Origin of the sequence: Microbulbifer agarilyticus, from assembly GCF_019800665.1 — a bacterium.
GTDB lineage: Bacteria > Pseudomonadota > Gammaproteobacteria > Pseudomonadales > Cellvibrionaceae > Microbulbifer > Microbulbifer agarilyticus_C.
Genome location: NZ_JAHVKO010000004.1, coordinates 324,295 through 340,905, shown reverse-complemented (window position 1 = coordinate 340,905; position 16,611 = coordinate 324,295). Strand labels below are relative to the sequence as shown.

Below are 16,611 nucleotides of genomic sequence, written 5' to 3'. Positions count from 1 at the left end.
CCTTCTGGGGCCACACCTTAGTCCGCTTTAGAAGTTGTACTTCAAGCGGAGGCCGACAAGACGCGGATCGCTCAATGTCGACACAGCAGTCTGGGTCACCGTGCTCGGACGCTCGCGGTAGGTAACGTGGCGGTCGTCGCTGAGATTCTTGACGAAGCCAGTAACCTCCCAGGTGTCATCCAACGAGGCCACGTTCAATCGCAAATCGATGCGATCGCTGGAATCCAGCAGGTCGTAATCGTCGCGATTGAAGGCCGTCATATATTGCTCTCCGGTGTACAAGTAACTACCGGTTGCGCTCCACTGAAAACCAATGGCTTCCCAGCTGTAGGTCAGGTTGGCTGAGGCTTTGTGCTCAGGGCTGAGCGGGAAGGAATTACCCGTAAGATTCTGCTCGGCTATACACAGGTCGTCGAACACCAAGCCATCTGCGCGTGGGCCCAACGCACAGGCGTTAAGGTCAGCGGACGAGAAGTTTTCAAAGCTGGTGTTGTTGTAGGAGTATGTGCCGCTGAGCATCAAGTTTTTGGTCAGCAAGGCCACCAACTCGGTTTCGAAGCCTGTAGCACTGGCTTCGGCGGCATTTTCATAACTCGCCAGGCCAACGCCATTAATCACGGTCTGCTTGAGAACCTGCATATCTTCATACGCATAATGGTAAACCGACGCACTCAGGTTCACCCGGTTGTCGGCAAAGCTGCCACGGTAGCCAATTTCCGTTGAAGTCAGGGTTTCGGGCTCAACCATATCCACATCAGTGCTGGCGGTGGGCTGAAGGAAATTGAAACCGCCCGAGCGGTAGCCTGTAGCAACAAAGCCATATAGGAATTGGTCTTCGCTGAGCGTGTAGTCGAGGCCCAGCTTCCACGTAGGCTGATCCCAGGACTCGGATTCTGAGCGAGACACAAACGGGCTAGACGGGTCACCAACGTACTGTGCGAACGTCAGATCATTACCGGACTTTTCGTCTTTTGAGTAACGCGCCCCAAGGGTAACTACCAGATCATCAGTGACGTTCCAATCCATCTGCCCGTACACGGCGGTAGATGTGGTTTCGAGGTCGGCAGTAGCCTTGTAGAGGTAGCCATCCGGGTTCACCGTCTGGCCAATAAAGCTGCCGAAAATTCCGTAAACCGCCATCAGCTCCGCATTGCGTTCTTGGTAGCTGATGTCCTGAAACTCATCACTGCTGTAATAGTAGAGACCACCGATAAAATTCACCGGTCCGTCCAGGTCGCTACTCAGCTGTAACTCGTGCGAGGTAAAATCCGCTTGCTGTTCAAATGAGAAAATCAGGTCGGAAGGCGTGGCGCCGATACCGGTCACCAGAGAAACTGGGAGCGGACCAAACTCAGTGGTTAGGAAGAGGTTGTTCCAATCAAGGCCTGAGTCGCCGGAAGCAGTGAGATCCGCATCGAGCGCACGACTGAAATCAAAGTTCGAATGTCCTGCGGTATATTTGAGAGAGAAGCTGTCGGTATCCAGCTCGCTGGTAAAGAAAACAGCGTCACGTTCGCTGGTCTGGGTCGGTGTGAAGTCGATTGAGACTTGGCTGGAATTCTTGACACCCGGATTTTCCGCAGTCATCCCCTGATGCATATTGGCAAAGTTCTGCCCCGGATACATACCCGGGAAATTCAGCACCGTGGTGCCGACATAAGCATCGCGCACTTCCTGCACGTAATCGGTCGCAAAAGGTTCCAACGTGTAACCATTGGAGGGATTGCTATCAGACTGCGCGCGCATCACCTTGACGGTATTGGTCCAGTTATCGGTGGTTTCATGACGCAGGCTAATGGTGCCGTACTGGTTTTCCCGATTGTCGTAGTCGTCACCGTTGTAAATATTTTCCTGAAAACCATCACGACGAATGTCGGAGATTGCGGCAAGGACTGAAAGCTTTTCCGTAACCGGGCCGGTGGTCAGCACCTGGCCCACCGTGTGGCCATAGTTGCCCAGCTCAGCAACGATGGAAGTACCCCATTCTTCGCTGTCTGGCTGCTTGCTGACGAGATTGATGGCACCACCAATCGAGTTGCGACCGTAAAGGGTGCCCTGTGGGCCACGCAGGACCTCAACACGCTCGATGTCGAGGAAGTTCGACATGGTGAATATGTCGGTTTCCGTGTTGTAGACGCCGTCCCAGTACAGGCCGACACCGGGGTCCGAGCCCAACGCCACGTTGGGGCGGCCTACTCCGCGAATGCTGACCCGGCTGGGCGCAATAGTCAGTGAGGGCGAACGCACCGCGAGATCCTGCGGGCCATCCAGACCCAGCTCATCGCGCGCCTTACTGTCGAAAGCAGATACCGCCGCGGCAGTTTCCATCAGGCCGGTCTCACGCTTGTTAGCGGTGACCACGACTTCTTCCAAAGTAGTCTCTGCACCGGCAGGTACCGCTGCTATCAATGCAGTCACGGCCGCACACAATCGGTGGGTTGGGAATCGCTTGTAGAAATTGGACTTCATGCCGGTAGACCTCCAGGCCTTTTTATCGTTTTAAATGCGGAGGCTCGCGGGCCGGAAGAATTCCGACTGGGCACACCGCCAGTAGCACTAACATCAATCGCTGGTGCAGAAAAACTTGCACGCAAACAAATTTATTCACATTCATTTGATTGGTCAACAAGTTATTTGTCGTTTTTTCTGCATCTAGGCTGCCATTCCCGTGTTAAAATTAGCGTCTCCAGACTATCTTTCGGCCAAATACCGTTCAATCTGTTTCTTAATTGAACTGCTCAGTCACACGAGGTTTCTATGTCATCGGTAACCGCCACCTCGAACGGGGGGCGCACACGGCGTGTTCAGGAAAGGGCAGAGGCCACCAAGGCCAAGCTGGTCGATGCGGGAAGGCTAATGTTCTCTGAGCGCGGCTTTGATGCAGTTTCCCTACGTGATATCGAAAATGCCGCCAAGGTAAAACGCGGATTGCTGGCTTATCACTTCGGCGACAAAGAGGCTTTCTGGAAATCCGTGGTGGCGACGGTGTTCAGTGGCATGCACGAAGAATTCGAGCAGCGCCTGGGGCTATTACGCGAGGTTTCTGAAAGTGAGCACTTAGCTTTTATTGTGCGCTTTTATGTGGGCTATCACGCACGCCATCCGGAGCTAAGCCGCTTGATGGCTCAGGAAGCAACCCGGGATAGCTGGCGCATTCAGTATTTGATTGAGCAGTACATTGCGCCAGCCTGCGAAAAAATGCAGCGATTGGTGGGTGACTCCCTGCAGTTAGACCGGGATGCCTTTGTGCACTGGTACTACATCATGGTCAGTGCCTCGTCGACCATCTTTTCTTTTGCGCCCGAGTGCCGGCGCCTATTCAATATTGACCCCTGTGAAGAAGTGCGCGTCGATAGACATGCGGATATGCTGGTGCAGATGTTGCTGCGGCTGAAACAGGAATAATTACTTATCGCGCACAACGACATCTAGTTCGGGAAGGGCTGCTCAAGCAAAAACGGCAACACCTGCGGTATCACCAAATCTGACCGCCAGCTTGCCGAGGCGTGATCCAGTCCGGGCAGGACTTCACTGTGCCCACGAATCAGATCAGCTGCGCAGCGCTGCACCTTATTTGCACGCGGATCTTGCTCACCCACATACAAAAGGGTGGGCACTTCTATTCCTGGTAAAATATGTTCGAGTGAGCACCGCGAATGCATAGCGGCAGCCAATGCACGCAGGTCATTATTTAGGATGCGTCTGCGTACCTCAGCCGTCGCCCGTGCGCCGGTAAATTTTTCCAGCGCCGTCATAAATGCATCGGGATCGCCTCCATCAATTTCCGCAAAAGCGGTCGCAGTGTCTGCATAGGGATGAGCCCCACCAATCACCAGTGATGCCAAGCGCTCCCGCGCATGCGCAGCCATTCCGAATCCTATCCAGCCACCCATCGAATAACCCCAATAATGCACACGGGTTAACCCGAGAGCATCGAGCACACAAATCACATCCCCAACCCGATTGGGCAGATCATAGGCGCTTTGCTCGTGAGGCTTATCGCTCTGACCATGCCCACGACCATCGATCATGATCAGTTGGAACTGGTCGCGCAAAGCATCGACATAGCCATTTTCGTTCCAGGCTTCCAGCCTGGAAGTACTGCCATGCTGTAGAACCAGTGGAGCACCGTAACCGGTAACACGATAATGAATATGCAGGCCTCGATTTATGGCGTATGGCATAGCAAGACTTGGTATTTTCAGGGGTATAAAGCGGAGATCAGAGCGGTCATGTTAGAGTAATTTCCTACTCGCCTGTACAAACTAATCGGGGGTTCCTGTGAACAAAGCTGAGAAAATTTCCGCGCTTGCGATACCGGTCATACTGGCGATTGCCGCGGGCCTGGCCGCACTGCTGTCCTCGCACAGTGTGAGGCTTGCTGGTGCGCCCCTGCTGGTGTGGATGTTTGTACTGGCTTTCGTCCTGCAGTGGCTGGTTTTCATTCCATCTTTTCTCGCGCAAACCGAAAAGTTTTTTGATCTCACCGGTAGCGTGACCTATCTCAGCGTGGTGCTGGTGCCGCTGTGGTTAAACCCGCAGTCGTCGTCGCGCGCAATCCTGGTTGCGGTACTAGTAAGCCTGTGGGCGCTGCGTCTGGGTTCTTTTTTATTTTCCCGCATTCACAAAGACGGCAAAGACCGCCGCTTCGACACCATCAAGCCATCGTTTTTGCGCTTCCTGATGGTGTGGACGCTGCAGGGGTTGTGGGTGAGCGTCACCGCCTGTTGCGCACTGGTAGTACTCACCAGTGTGAACGCGAAGCCATTGGGTATTTGGGCGGTGGCCGGGACACTTCTGTGGCTGCTCGGCATGGCGATCGAGGTGGTCGCCGATACCCAGAAGTCGCGCTTCAAAGCCAACCCGGCAAACCGCGGTCGCTTTATTGATAGTGGCTTGTGGGCCTGGTCGCGTCATCCGAATTACGCCGGCGAAATATTGTTGTGGACCGGTATCGCTCTGATCGCGGTGCCAGTGCTGCAAGGCAGCCAGTGGGCGGCGCTGATTTCACCCATTTTTGTCTTTGTTCTGCTGCGCTATATCAGTGGCGTGCCAATGCTGGAAAAACGCGCCGATGAACGCTGGGGTGATGAAGCAGGCTACCAGCGCTATAAGGCCGGCACCCACCTGCTGTGGCCAGTGCCGGGGAAGAAAAACTAAGCAAAAGGCACGCTAAGCGAAGTGCATTCGATGCGGTGCGCCAGTGCCGACGGCAAAAAGCCCGCGCTCGAGGAATGCTAATCTGGATGAATAGCTAGCCCCTCGGAACAAGCCCCATGCCCACCGCGGACGCCGCCACGGTTTTCACCCAACGCAGTCGCTTGCGACGGCTGGAAACCTTTGTGGACGTCGCCTACGCCGTTCTGTTCGTCAACTTCATTATGTACCTGCCGCCCACCGAAGATATGGCCTGGGCGGAGATGCCCTACGGCCTGCTCAGCCTGCTGGTGGCAGACCCGGAATTACTGCTGCGCCTGGTGATTGCGGTGGGCCTTACCCTGATTAACTGGAACCTTACCCACAAGCTGCTGGGGCCGGTGGAGCGCTCCGACGGTCTGCACACCCTGCTGGTGCTACTGCAGCTGGTGGTGGTTGGGCTCTATTTGTTCTTTGCGGTGGCGGACCCGCAACTGGTCAGTATCTCGTCACCGGTGGGGCAGAGCTGTTGCCTGGCGATATCGGGCCTGATTGGCCTTCTGGGCTGGAAGTACGCCTGTCGCAAAGGGTTTGCCCACCCCGAGCTGGACGCCAGCGAACGACGCGCGGTCGCACGGCGCTCGACAATTGAGCCACTCACTGCGGCACTCACCATCGGCCTCGCGTTTATCGGCCCCACCGTGTGGGAGCTGGGCTGGCTGATCATTCCACCATTGCTGATCGCGCTGTGGCGCACATTGGGCTGGGAGTGAATACGCGGCGCCGGCGTTAACTGGCATAATCCCGCAAATGCTTTCCGACACCCCTGTAAAACACGCTCCCGCAAAACGCGCCCTGCTGATTGCCAAGCAGTGGCCCGAACCTGCCTCCACGGCCGCCGGCCGGCGCACGCTAGATATTCTCGATCTGCTCGCCGAGGCGGGCTATGCCGTGGAAATTGGCAGCCCCGCGCAACCCACGCCCTTTCAGGCAAAGTCCGAATACGGCGAACACCAGATCGAAGTGAACGAATCCAGCTTTGACGACTGGGTGCGCCAGCTGGACCCGACGCTGGTGATTTACGACCGCTTTATGATGGAAGAGCAGTTCGGCTGGCGTGTGCGCGAGCAGTGCCCACAGGCGATGACGATTCTCGACACCAGCGATTTTCACAGCCTGCGCGAGGCGCGTCATCAGGCGGCAAAAACCGGTGACGCGCTCAACCTGTTCCATGCCAGTGCGGAACGTGAAATCGCCGCCATGGCGCGCTGTGATCTCACCGTTATGATTTCCCAGGTGGAGGTGGACCTGCTCAAGCAGCACTTCTGCCTGCCGGATTGGCAGCTGCACTACCTGCCGTTTCTGGTGCGGGAAATGCCAGACCTCGACGCGCTGCCGGATTTCGAACAGCGCGAGCACCTGGCAATGATCGGCGGCTTCAAGCATGCACCGAACCGCGATGCGGTAGCCTGGTTTGCCGAAACTATCTGGCCCCGGGTGCGCACATTGCTGCCGGAAGTGGAGTGCCACGTGTACGGCGCCTATGCCGATCACGCCATGCAGCGCTTCCACAAACCAAAGGCCGGGCTGCGCATTGTCGGGCGCACCGACGATGCACTGGCGACCCTGGCCCGCTATCGCCTGAACCTGGCGCCACTGCGGTTTGGCGCGGGGCAGAAGGGCAAGATTCTCGACGGCTGGCTGTCCGGCACCCCCACCGTGACCACCCCTATCGGTGCGGAATCCATGGCGGGCGCCAATGATTGGGGTTACCCGGTGAGTGACTGCCCGGATACCTTTGCCGCAACCACCGCGGAGCTGTATCAGGACAGGACGGCGTGGCAGCGGGTGCGCGATGCCGGCACCCAAGCTCTCGCCAGCGGCTTCAGCTACGCGGATCATGCCCCACAATTTCTCGCGCGTATCGAAGCCATTACCGCGGACCTGGAGGCGCATCGCAACCGCAATATCTGGGGACGGATCCTGCGGCGCACCGAACACCGCGCCGAGGAATTTATGAGCCGCTGGATCGAGACAAAAAACAAGTTGGCGGACAGCAACTGATTAATAACCGCTGATACAAATCAACTAGCCGACCATGCGCCTATTCGCACCCGTCACCATTATCGCCATCGCCCAGCTGCTAGGTACCTCACTGTGGTTCAGCGCTAATGGTGCGGCGGACGACTTGATCGCGAGCTGGCGAGTAACCGCAACGGATATTGGCTGGTTGACCAATGCGGTGCAGGCCGGGTTTATTCTCGGCACCTTGGTACTCGCGCTCGGCGGCATCGCCGATCGCTTTCGCGCGAGCCGACTTTTTGTCTTCAGCGCACTGGCGGGGGCACTGTTCAACGCCTGCTTCGCCTGGTTATCCCACGACATTAACAGTGCGCTGGTGTTTCGTTTTCTCGTGGGTATCTGCCTGGCCGGCATTTATCCGATGGGTATGAAACTGGTGGTGAGCTGGGCACCGGAGCGCGCCGGTGCCGCACTGGCGAAGCTGGTGGCCATGCTGACCCTGGGCACGGCGCTGCCGCACGGTTTACGCGAGCTGGGCGCGGACATACCCTGGCAGTGGATCATTTCCGCCTCCTCCGTGCTCGCAATCGTCGCCGCACTGCTGATCTTTCGACTCGGTGACGGCCCTCATTTGCCCATATCTGCCAGCGTCAAACACAGGTCCCGCAACAAGCGCTTTGCCACACCCGCGGTGCTGCAGGCGTTCCGCATTCCGCGGTTTCGCGCCGCCGCCTGGGGTTACTTCGGCCACATGTGGGAGCTGTATGCCTTCTGGACGGTGTTGCCACTACTGATTGCGAGTGTCGGGCTGGCCGAAGTATTCCCGGGGCTGGGGGTAGCGGGCTTGTCGTTTTGCTTTATCGGCGTCGGCGCACTGGGTTGTATTGCGGGTGGGTTGCTGTCGCGGCGTGTCGGCAGCAGCGTCGTTGCCATCACCGCGCTCATTATTTCCGGCTGCTGCGTGCTGATGTTTGCCTTGCTGTGGGATCAGTTGTCCGCAGTTTGGCTGGTGCTGTTGTTCTCAATCTGGGGAGCAACGGTGATCGCCGATTCGCCCCAGTTTTCTGCGCTGTCGGCGAGCGCCTGTCCACGCGAACTGGTGGGCGCCGCACTGGCCATTCAAAATTCCATCGGCTTCGGCATCACCGTCGTTTCCATTGCCGCGCTCAGCCGGCTGTTTGAGGTCAGCGGCCCGGATGCCGTTTGGCTGCTGTTGCCCGGGCCGGTGCTCGGCGTTTGCGGATTTCTCCTTACCCTGTGGCACTCAACAGAGGTCGCAGCCCCACCTAACACACCTGCCAGCGACGAAAAAAACCCGCGCTAAAAACGGCGCCAGCCAGCGAGACCGCCGTCACACCCGCTCACCTAACAGAGACGAACGTACCAAAATTAACCTAATTTTGGCGCAAAAACCAAAGAGTTATCTCAAAATATGACTGAGGTCGAAACGATTCTCCTCGTTAAACCCTAGCCGCGGAATACGGTGCGACACGATTGCATCGCCAACACCGCGGCCGCTGCCCAGGAGTTCCGCAGTGGTTTAGCGGCGGCTGTACCCAGCTTCGTCGATAAAAATAATTAAGGAGAAACTCGCAACAATGAAAATACTCAATCTACTGGCACGCAGCGTGCGCACATCCAGCTGCGCCGGTGTTACGGCACTGCTACTCGGCGCCGGCCTGAGCACCAGCTTTTCTGTGCAGGCAGTCGAGCCCGAGCTCACCGCCACCAGCGTTGCCCCGCAGGAAATGGTCACCGACCGCATCATCGTGAAATACAAGAACACGACGGCCGGCGCCAACAGTCTGGCCATGTCGCAAACCGCAATCGACCGCGTCGCGCGCACCGCCGGCCACCGCTTCAAACATATGCGTCGCCTCGCAACCGGTGCCCAGCTGATGAAGCTGGAGAAGCGTGCCAGCAAGGCGGAAATGAACGCGATTATTGCGCGCCTGCAACAGGACCCGCAGGTGGAATACGCGGAGCCAGACCGGCTGATGCGCCCCATGGCCACCCCCAACGACACCAACTACAACCAGCAGTGGCACTACTTTGAGTCCACCGGCGGTCTGAACCTGCCGGCGGCCTGGGATGTGACACAGGGGGAGGGGGTTGTGGTTGCGGTGATCGATACCGGTTACCGCCCGCACGCGGACTTGAACGCAAACCTGCTGCCCGGTTACGACATGATTTCCGATACCACCGTAGCGCAGGACGGCAACGGTCGTGACAGTGACGCCAGCGATCCCGGCGACTGGTCGCCAGCGGGCGCCTGTGGCCAGGGTGAGCCGGCGCGCAGCAGCAGCTGGCACGGCACCCATGTGGCCGGCACCATTGCGGCGGTAACCAACAACAACACCGGTGTTGCCGGCGTCGCCTACAAGTCGAAGATCGTTCCGATCCGCGTACTGGGCCGCTGTGGTGGTTATACCTCGGATATTGCCGACGGCATCATCTGGGGCGCCGGCGGCAGCGTGAGCGGTGTTCCCGCCAATGCCAACCCGGCGCAGGTTCTGAACCTCAGCCTGGGTGGCGGCGGCGGTTGTGATACCACCACCCAGAATGCCATCAATACCGCGCGCAGCCTCGGCACCACCGTGGTGGTTGCAGCGGGTAACTCCAATGCCAACGCTGGCAACTTCAGCCCGGCGAGCTGCTCCGGTGTCATCACCGTGGCATCCACCACCCGCGCCGGTAGCCGCGCCTACTATTCAAACTACGGCAGCGTGGTGGACGTAGCGGCACCGGGTGGCGAAACCGATACCAGCACTAACGGCGTGCTTTCCACTCTGAACAGCGGCTCTCAGGGCCCGGGCAGCGACAACTACGCCTTCTACCAGGGCACCAGTATGGCGGCGCCACATGTGGCGGGTGCAGCAGCACTGCTGTATGCGGTGGACTCCGGCATCACCCCTGACGAGGTGGAAGCCAACCTGAAAAGCACCGCGCGCAGCTTCCCCGGCTCCTGCAGCCAGTGTGGCTCCGGTATCGTGGATGCAGCAGCGGCAGTGGCGGCAGCCAACGGCGGCGGTGGCGGCAATCCGGATCCGGGTGACGGTGCGCTGACCAACGGCGTGGCCGAGTCTGGCCTGGCGGCAAGCTCCGGACAGGAACTGCGCTATACCCTCGAAGTACCGGCCGGCGCGAGCAATCTGAGCTTCCAGATTTCCGGTGGCAGTGGTGATGCGGACCTGTATGTACAGTACGGCAGCCAGCCGACCACCGGCAGCTACGAGTGCCGCCCATATCTGAATGGCAACAACGAAACCTGCACGATCAGCAATGTGCAGGCGGGTACCTATCACGTGATGGTGCGCGCTTACAGCACCTTCTCCGGCGTGAGCCTGGTGGGCAGCTTTGACGAGTCGGGCAATGGCGGCGGCGGTGGTGCCACCGGCTGGACCGAATCCAATGTATCCGGCTCTGCCAGTGCCTGGCAGCACTTCACCCTGGATGTGAACAGCGGCATGAGCACGCTGGAAGTATTGATGAGCGGTGGCAGCGGTGATGGTGACCTGTACGTGCGCTACGGCAGCCAGCCCACTACCAGCAGCTACGACTGCCGTCCCTATCGCTGGGGCAATAACGAAAGCTGCAGCATTAGCAACCCGCAGTCAGGGACCTGGTACATCAGCATCCGCGGCTACAGCGCTTATTCGGGCGTAACCCTGCAGGCAGAAGCAGCACCCTAAAGCAATTAACAGTTACTGCTGACTTCGATTTACCCCACCTTGTTTTGGCCGGCATGCATATGCCGGCCTTTTTTGTGCTCACTCGTCAGCGACAGCAAAAAGACTCAACGCACATATCGCTGGAACTGCCTATCCACCGGGGTTTCGGCAAAGTGATTGATGTAATTGCTCATCACCTTCTGCGCGACACCGACGATAATTTCCAACAGCTGTTGGCGGTTGTAACCCGCGTCGTAAAAACGCTGCATTACGTCATCTGATACAACGCCGCGGTCGCGCACTATTGCCAAGGTGGTGTCGCGCAACACCTCAAGTTTTTCATCAGGTAGGGGTGTCTGGTCCAGCAACGCCTCGATAATCGCATCATCGACTTTCATCATCTTGGCGATCGCGGTGTGGGCGGGAACGCAGTAGTGGCAGCCGTGCTCCACATTGATGGATTGCCAAACGACCGTTTTCTCCTCCGGTGTCAGCGAGGTATTGAGGAACTGCTCGTGCAGCACTTGGTATGACTTCAGCGCGGCAGGCGCCTCGGCCATTACACCGTGCAGGTTGGGGATGGAGCCAAATGCCTTAATCGAATCCTGTAACAGCGGCTTGCTGTCTTCCGGCGCAGTTTCCAGGGTGTGGACAATAAACTCTGACATGATAATCCTCCGGGCTTCCAAATCGGCAAGATGGGATCGCGACTGCTCTTGGTTATAGCACGCGATATCGATGGCAGCCCGGAGTAACTGGCCGGCAGTTGGGCCGCGCTTGGCGGTCCCTACCAGGGGAAAATCAATCTTCGAATTCGACCTCCGCACAGGGAACACCGTTCACATCAACGATATTCACAACGTCCAGCGGTGTGCCGGTAATCGTTGCAGAAAACTCCGAGTAGAGGGCATCCATCCCGTTGGGGAACAACCCCTCGCGAAACGGGTAGCGCAGTGGCAGCTCGTCCAGTGGGATCGATTGGTTCTGGTGTTGTGTAGCCACCTTGTCGCACAGTGGCAGCAGTTGCGTGTAAATACCCAGCGCATCGTTTGCCGGGTCAATATTTTTCCGCACAAAATCGCCGAGGCTCTTGGCATCCCGCGCGAGTTTTTTTGGATCAATATCCAAAAATCTGCCGCTTTGCGGGTCGATACGTACAAACTTTTTCATTTAGGGAAACTTCCTGCCGGTAGATTTTGGATCTGAGAATTGCGACCGGTTGATAATCAGTGTCTGCCGCCCGCCGCCGGGCTGGCTATAGCCATTTTGCGAAGTCGGCGCGATAGTGGATTGGTAAACCGTAACATCTTCCAGCGCTTCGACTTCCATCAGGTCAAACTTCATTGTCTGCTGGCTTTCCAGGGGAATGCCGATGGCATCCGTGAGCTCATCGTAACTCACGCCCTCGAAGCCCTGGATATCCGACAATTCGGCAAAATAGGCCGAATACTTGCCCGGTGTTTCGCCTGCGGGCACCAGCTTATACAGCTTTTCCCCTTGTTTAACGGTCTTTTTCACCGGCAGCTCGCTACCCGAGGCCAGAAATTCCTGTGCTTTCATCACCGCTTCGGCGCGGGACAAACCCTGGGCTTCGAGCACTTCGACCATCTCCCTGCCCACGGCGCTCGCCATCGGTGTTTGTTCAACGCCATGGGTCTTATAGGTCTTCCAGTTATCCGGTTCGGGCCTTGCGCGCTTGGCGACTGGTGGCGCGGCAGCTGCGCTGCGATTCTGCGCCGCTGGATTTTCGTTGGCGGAATTGGTTTTGGGTTTTGGTGGCCTACTGGCAGAGGTGTCCGTGGGCTTCACCAGCACTTCTTCCCGCGGCAAAGCGCCAAAATCATTCGCCTGACTGTTACCGCCCGCAGTGGATTTCGCTTTTCTTTTCGCTGCCCGCGCAGCCTCATCAGCGTAGCGTTTCAGTAACTCACCCACTTTACGGAACCGAGCAAAGTGGCGGGCCTGCCGCGCACCGGCAACCGCCACACCAGCACCGGCGGTGACCGCCGCCAGCACCAGGGTAAACAAAACCTCAAATGCGGCGGTGCCCGAAAACGCCGTGAGCTCCACCGCATGCTGCGCATTTACGTAATCCACACAAAAGCGGCGTATATCTGCGCGCAGCGCCGGGTCTTGCCAGACCAGCTCGGCAATCTCCAGCGCCTGATGAAACTGCTCACGGGTAATACTGGACGGGTCAAAGCCGATGGCCTCTACCAGCTGGCGCTTTTCGGCGGTGAGCTGCTCCGACACAAAGGCATCCAGATACGATTCACCGCTAACACTGACGCGCTCCCGCGCACGCATGCCCGAGCGCAGGCTGCGCAAGATGCGCTGGGTGGGATTCACCACATCGTTGACTTCTTTCAGCCACTGGGCGAAATCCGTGCCCGCTTGCCACAGCCCGTTGAAAAACGCACCGGTGTAAATAAGCCCGCGTATCAAGTGCGACTCGTTTGCCAGCGAACGTTCATGACCGGCGCCCTCTGCACGTTCCTGACTGACGATTTCAGCGAGCGCCAGCCGGATTTTTACCCGCAGCGCGTTGCGCTCGTCTGCGCTTTGGCTGTGACTGGCTTGGGCCGGATCAGCCGCCTGCAGTTCGAGCGTGCCCCTGCGAATGGCTTCGAGCAGGATTTGCTCCGAGTCCTGAACTGGCCCCTGTAATGGGCTCTGAACTGAATCCGGACGTGAAACCAGAGAAGACGCACCGGAGTGCGTGCGCAGAGCGGAAGGGAGCCCGAAACTCTCGGATCTGCCGAGCTGCAAAAGGGGATAACTGCCACCACCAAAAAAGTGCTGCTCGGCCATCAACAACTGGCCAGGCTCCGTATTCGCCAGTAACTCCTCGGCAATAAGAACCTGCTGTGGATCAATCCAGGGAACGGAGAAACGGATTGGTGCCGTCAAGCGATAATACTTTCCCTGCCTGTCGCTTAAATCAAAGTGGGGCATTTCCTTGTCCCGTAATAGTGATTGCGGCAAATGCTATCGCAAAACGGAAATCATCAGAAAGCACCAAGGTCGGCACGAGCGTGCCAGTCACCGGTCTCGCGCGGGATGCCCGCGGAATGATTGCCGCTGCTCACTGACGATCTTCGTCACGGGCAACGCCAAAAACACACGGATTTCGAAATCCGGTCTCTCAGGACATTGCTCGCCTCCCGCCCTGTGGCAAGATTGCTAGCAAGTCACAACAAAGATAATCAAACCGACGACTCTCGAGGTGCCCGTGGGACTGATCACCGCCGCCATTCCGTTTTTCCTGCTCGCGCTTGTGCTCGAGCTGACCCTCGACCGCTGGCGCGGCTGGGGCCTGTATCGACTGAACGACACCATCGGCAGCCTGGGCGCCGGCATCATGAGCCGGGTGGTTGGGCTGGTGCGCGTGGGCATATTGATGCTCGTCTACATTCCGCTGTACCAGTGGCTGGAACCCACCTACCAGAGCCTGGGCATCAACTGGTCGCTGGATAACCCCTGGCACATGGTGCTGGCGATCGTCCTGTACGATTTCTTCTATTACTGGCGCCACCGCATCGCGCACGAGGTCAATATCTTCTGGGCCGAACACGTGGTGCACCACCAGAGCGAGGATTACAACCTCAGTACCGCGCTGCGCCAGTCCAGCGGTTTTGTCCCCCTGTCGTGGATGTTTTACCTGCCGCTGCTGCTGGTGGGCATGCCCCCGGAAGTGCTGCTGACCGCCGGCGCCATTGACCTCATCTACCAGTTCTGGGTGCACACCCAGAAGTTTCCCAAGATCCGCTGGATGGAGTGGGTCCTGGTATCGCCGTCCAATCACCGGGTGCACCACGCACAGAACAAGGTGTATGTAGACCGCAACTACGGCGGCGTGCTGATCATCTGGGACCGCCTGTTCGGAACCTATCAGGAAGAACTGGACGACGAGCCGTGCATCTACGGCGTGCGCAAGCCGCTCAACACCTTCGACCCGTTCGCCGCCAATTTGCAGCACCTGAAGCGCATGTGGCTGGATGCGGTGTACACCAAAAGCTGGAAGGAAAAGCTTACCCTGTGGTTCCGTGCCACCGGCTACCGCCCGGCGGACGCCGAGGCGGCCATGCCCGTTCCCAGCGGGGATCTGGACAACTTTCACCGCTTTGACCCGCAGATTAACCGCGGCGTGCGCTGGTACGCGCTGGCCCAGCATCTGAGCTACACCCTGGCGACCGTGGGATTACTGTTTATGGGCAGCGGCCTCGATTTCGCCACCACCACACTGGCGGTAATCCTGGTCATCGCGGGCCTGATCCTGAACGGGCGTATCCTCGACGGCAACAGCGCTACCCGCTACTGGGAGCTGGGCCGCCTGGCACTGCTCGCCGTATCCATTCCACTACTGCCGCAATTAGTCTGGACCGCGGTTGCAGGCTACTGCCTGGTGAGCGCCGCGCTCTGGTGGTGGTTGGTTTTTAATGACAAAGACGATACAGTCACGTCCGTTAGTCATTAACGCAAGGAATCCGCGGTAGCCCGCCTTCCCCAAAGGCATGGTTGTGATTCCGCAGGCACCTCGACCGGGTTCGGAAACCCTGCCTCCCCGTGGCAGGCGGACCGAAAAAGCCCAACACTTTGCCCCCAGCCCCGGTCGGGGCTCGCCTGTTTTGCATTCGCTTCGTATCCCTCATATTCGCTCCGCGGCCCCCGCATTCGTTATAATCCCCGCCCATCACCCCACTTACTCACACTGCAGCAAGGTTCGCCGTGTCCACAGGTACTCTCTATACGGTCTCCGCGCCCTCCGGCGCCGGTAAAACCAGTCTCGTCAAAGCGCTGATCGAGGCCGATACTCAGGTCACGGTGTCGGTGTCACACACCACCCGACCCATGCGCCCCGGTGAAATCGACGGCATCAACTATCATTTCGTGGACCACGATGGCTTCGCGGGCATGCTGCAGGAAAGCGCGTTCCTCGAGCATGCGCAGGTATTCGAGAACTTCTACGGCACCTCCAAGGCGTGGGTGGAAGAAACCCTCGCCAGCGGTCGCGATGTGATTCTGGAAATCGACTGGCAGGGCGCGCAGCAGGTGCGCAAACTGATGCCGGAGACGGTAGGAATTTTCATCCTGCCACCCTCGCAGCAGGCGCTGCACGAGCGACTGACCGGGCGCGGCCAGGACGATCAGGCGGTGATCGACAAGCGCATGGCACAGGCAATCGATGAGATGTCCCACTACGTGGAGACCGATTACCTGGTGATCAACGACGACTTCACCACCGCGCTGAATGAACTGCGCGCAATCATGGTGGCAGAGCGGCAGCGGCTGGCGCGACAGCAGGAGCAACACGCAGGTCTGCTGCAATCGTTACTGCGCAGTCAGTAAAAGCCACCAAAACCGCACAAAGAACCCATTGTTCGATTTGCGTACACCGCGCGGTCCGGTAGAATAGTTAACCCCGTCCGCGTCGGCCGTGACCGACCAGACAACAGAATTTGTCCTTTTTTGCCCGCAAGCGGGCGAACCCACACTGGAACAGAGATTTTATGGCACGTATTACCGTTGAAGATTGCCTCGACCACGTAGACAACCGCTTTGAGCTGGTGATTGTTGGCAGCAAGCGCGCTCGCCAGATCGCTACCGGCGGCCGCGATCCGATGGTTCCGGAAGAAAACGACAAGCCCACCGTAATCGCCCTGCGCGAAATCGAAGAAGGCTTCGTTGACGCCAGCATTCTGGACGAGCCGGAAGAAGAGCCGGTACAGGCCGCGTCCCCGGCGCCGGTATTCCTGTCCGAGCAGGACCTGTAATCCCCACC

Annotated in this window: 14 protein-coding genes; 9 read left to right on the top strand and 5 right to left on the bottom strand. The window is 58.3% G+C overall.

The window, feature by feature from the left end; translation table 11 throughout:
• Nucleotides 1-27 precede the first annotated feature (27 nt).
• Nucleotides 28-2,469: a TonB-dependent receptor gene (locus tag KUV22_RS10865; RefSeq protein WP_222231024.1), complete on the bottom strand. Its 2,442-nt coding sequence runs from the start codon at nt 2,467-2,469 to the stop codon at nt 28-30.
• Nucleotides 2,470-2,757: 288 nt separating this feature from the next.
• Between KUV22_RS10865 and KUV22_RS10860 the strand changes: the two genes are divergently transcribed.
• On the top strand, nt 2,758-3,405 hold the full coding sequence (locus KUV22_RS10860; protein ID WP_222231023.1) for a TetR/AcrR family transcriptional regulator: 648 nt from the start codon (nt 2,758-2,760) through the stop codon (nt 3,403-3,405).
• Between the two features lie 23 nt (nt 3,406-3,428).
• On the opposite strand, the gene KUV22_RS10855 is transcribed toward KUV22_RS10860, so the two are convergent.
• A complete protein-coding gene (locus tag KUV22_RS10855) occupies nt 3,429-4,184 on the bottom strand; it encodes an alpha/beta fold hydrolase (protein WP_222231022.1) in 756 nt (251 codons plus the stop codon).
• Nucleotides 4,185-4,281: 97 nt separating this feature from the next.
• Here KUV22_RS10855 and KUV22_RS10850 point away from each other — a divergent pair, with 97 nt between their 5' ends.
• The 5 genes from KUV22_RS10850 to KUV22_RS10830 all read left to right on the top strand — a co-directional run bounded on the left by KUV22_RS10850 (nt 4,282) and on the right by KUV22_RS10830 (nt 10,850).
• Nucleotides 4,282-5,160: a DUF1295 domain-containing protein gene (locus tag KUV22_RS10850; protein ID WP_222231020.1), complete on the top strand. Its 879-nt coding sequence runs from the start codon at nt 4,282-4,284 to the stop codon at nt 5,158-5,160.
• Between the two features lie 116 nt (nt 5,161-5,276).
• Nucleotides 5,277-5,909, top strand: a complete 633-nt coding sequence (locus KUV22_RS10845; protein WP_222231019.1) for a hypothetical protein — start codon at nt 5,277-5,279, stop codon at nt 5,907-5,909.
• A 37-nt stretch (nt 5,910-5,946) separates the two neighbouring features.
• A complete protein-coding gene (locus KUV22_RS10840; RefSeq protein WP_222231017.1) occupies nt 5,947-7,200 on the top strand; it encodes a glycosyltransferase in 1,254 nt (417 codons plus the stop codon).
• 34 nt (nt 7,201-7,234) lie between these two features.
• Nucleotides 7,235-8,482, top strand: a complete 1,248-nt coding sequence (locus tag KUV22_RS10835) for an MFS transporter (protein ID WP_222231015.1) — start codon at nt 7,235-7,237, stop codon at nt 8,480-8,482.
• Between the two features lie 274 nt (nt 8,483-8,756).
• Nucleotides 8,757-10,850, top strand: a complete 2,094-nt coding sequence (locus KUV22_RS10830) for a S8 family peptidase (protein WP_222231013.1) — start codon at nt 8,757-8,759, stop codon at nt 10,848-10,850.
• 104 nt (nt 10,851-10,954) lie between these two features.
• On the opposite strand, the gene KUV22_RS10825 is transcribed toward KUV22_RS10830, so the two are convergent.
• The 3 genes from KUV22_RS10825 to KUV22_RS10815 form a co-directional block, all read right to left on the bottom strand.
• Nucleotides 10,955-11,497: a carboxymuconolactone decarboxylase family protein gene (locus KUV22_RS10825; RefSeq protein WP_222231012.1), complete on the bottom strand. Its 543-nt coding sequence runs from the start codon at nt 11,495-11,497 to the stop codon at nt 10,955-10,957.
• Nucleotides 11,498-11,630: 133 nt separating this feature from the next.
• Nucleotides 11,631-11,999, bottom strand: coding sequence for a hypothetical protein (locus tag KUV22_RS10820; protein ID WP_222231011.1), 369 nt, complete (start codon nt 11,997-11,999; stop codon nt 11,631-11,633).
• The gene (locus tag KUV22_RS10815; protein ID WP_222231010.1) at nt 12,000-13,739 is read right to left on the bottom strand and encodes a hypothetical protein; all 1,740 of its coding nucleotides are present in this window, start codon (nt 13,737-13,739) and stop codon (nt 12,000-12,002) included. It abuts the gene before it with no gap.
• A gap of 322 nt (nt 13,740-14,061) precedes the next feature.
• Between KUV22_RS10815 and KUV22_RS10810 the strand changes: the two genes are divergently transcribed.
• The 3 genes from KUV22_RS10810 to rpoZ all read left to right on the top strand — a co-directional run bounded on the left by KUV22_RS10810 (nt 14,062) and on the right by rpoZ (nt 16,603).
• Nucleotides 14,062-15,306, top strand: coding sequence for a sterol desaturase family protein (locus KUV22_RS10810; RefSeq protein WP_222231008.1), 1,245 nt, complete (start codon nt 14,062-14,064; stop codon nt 15,304-15,306).
• Between the two features lie 251 nt (nt 15,307-15,557).
• On the top strand, nt 15,558-16,178 hold the full coding sequence (gene gmk, locus KUV22_RS10805; protein WP_222231005.1) for a guanylate kinase: 621 nt from the start codon (nt 15,558-15,560) through the stop codon (nt 16,176-16,178).
• A 161-nt stretch (nt 16,179-16,339) separates the two neighbouring features.
• On the top strand, nt 16,340-16,603 hold the full coding sequence (rpoZ, locus tag KUV22_RS10800) for a DNA-directed RNA polymerase subunit omega (protein WP_222231003.1): 264 nt from the start codon (nt 16,340-16,342) through the stop codon (nt 16,601-16,603).
• The last annotated feature ends 8 nt before the right edge of the window (nt 16,604-16,611 follow it).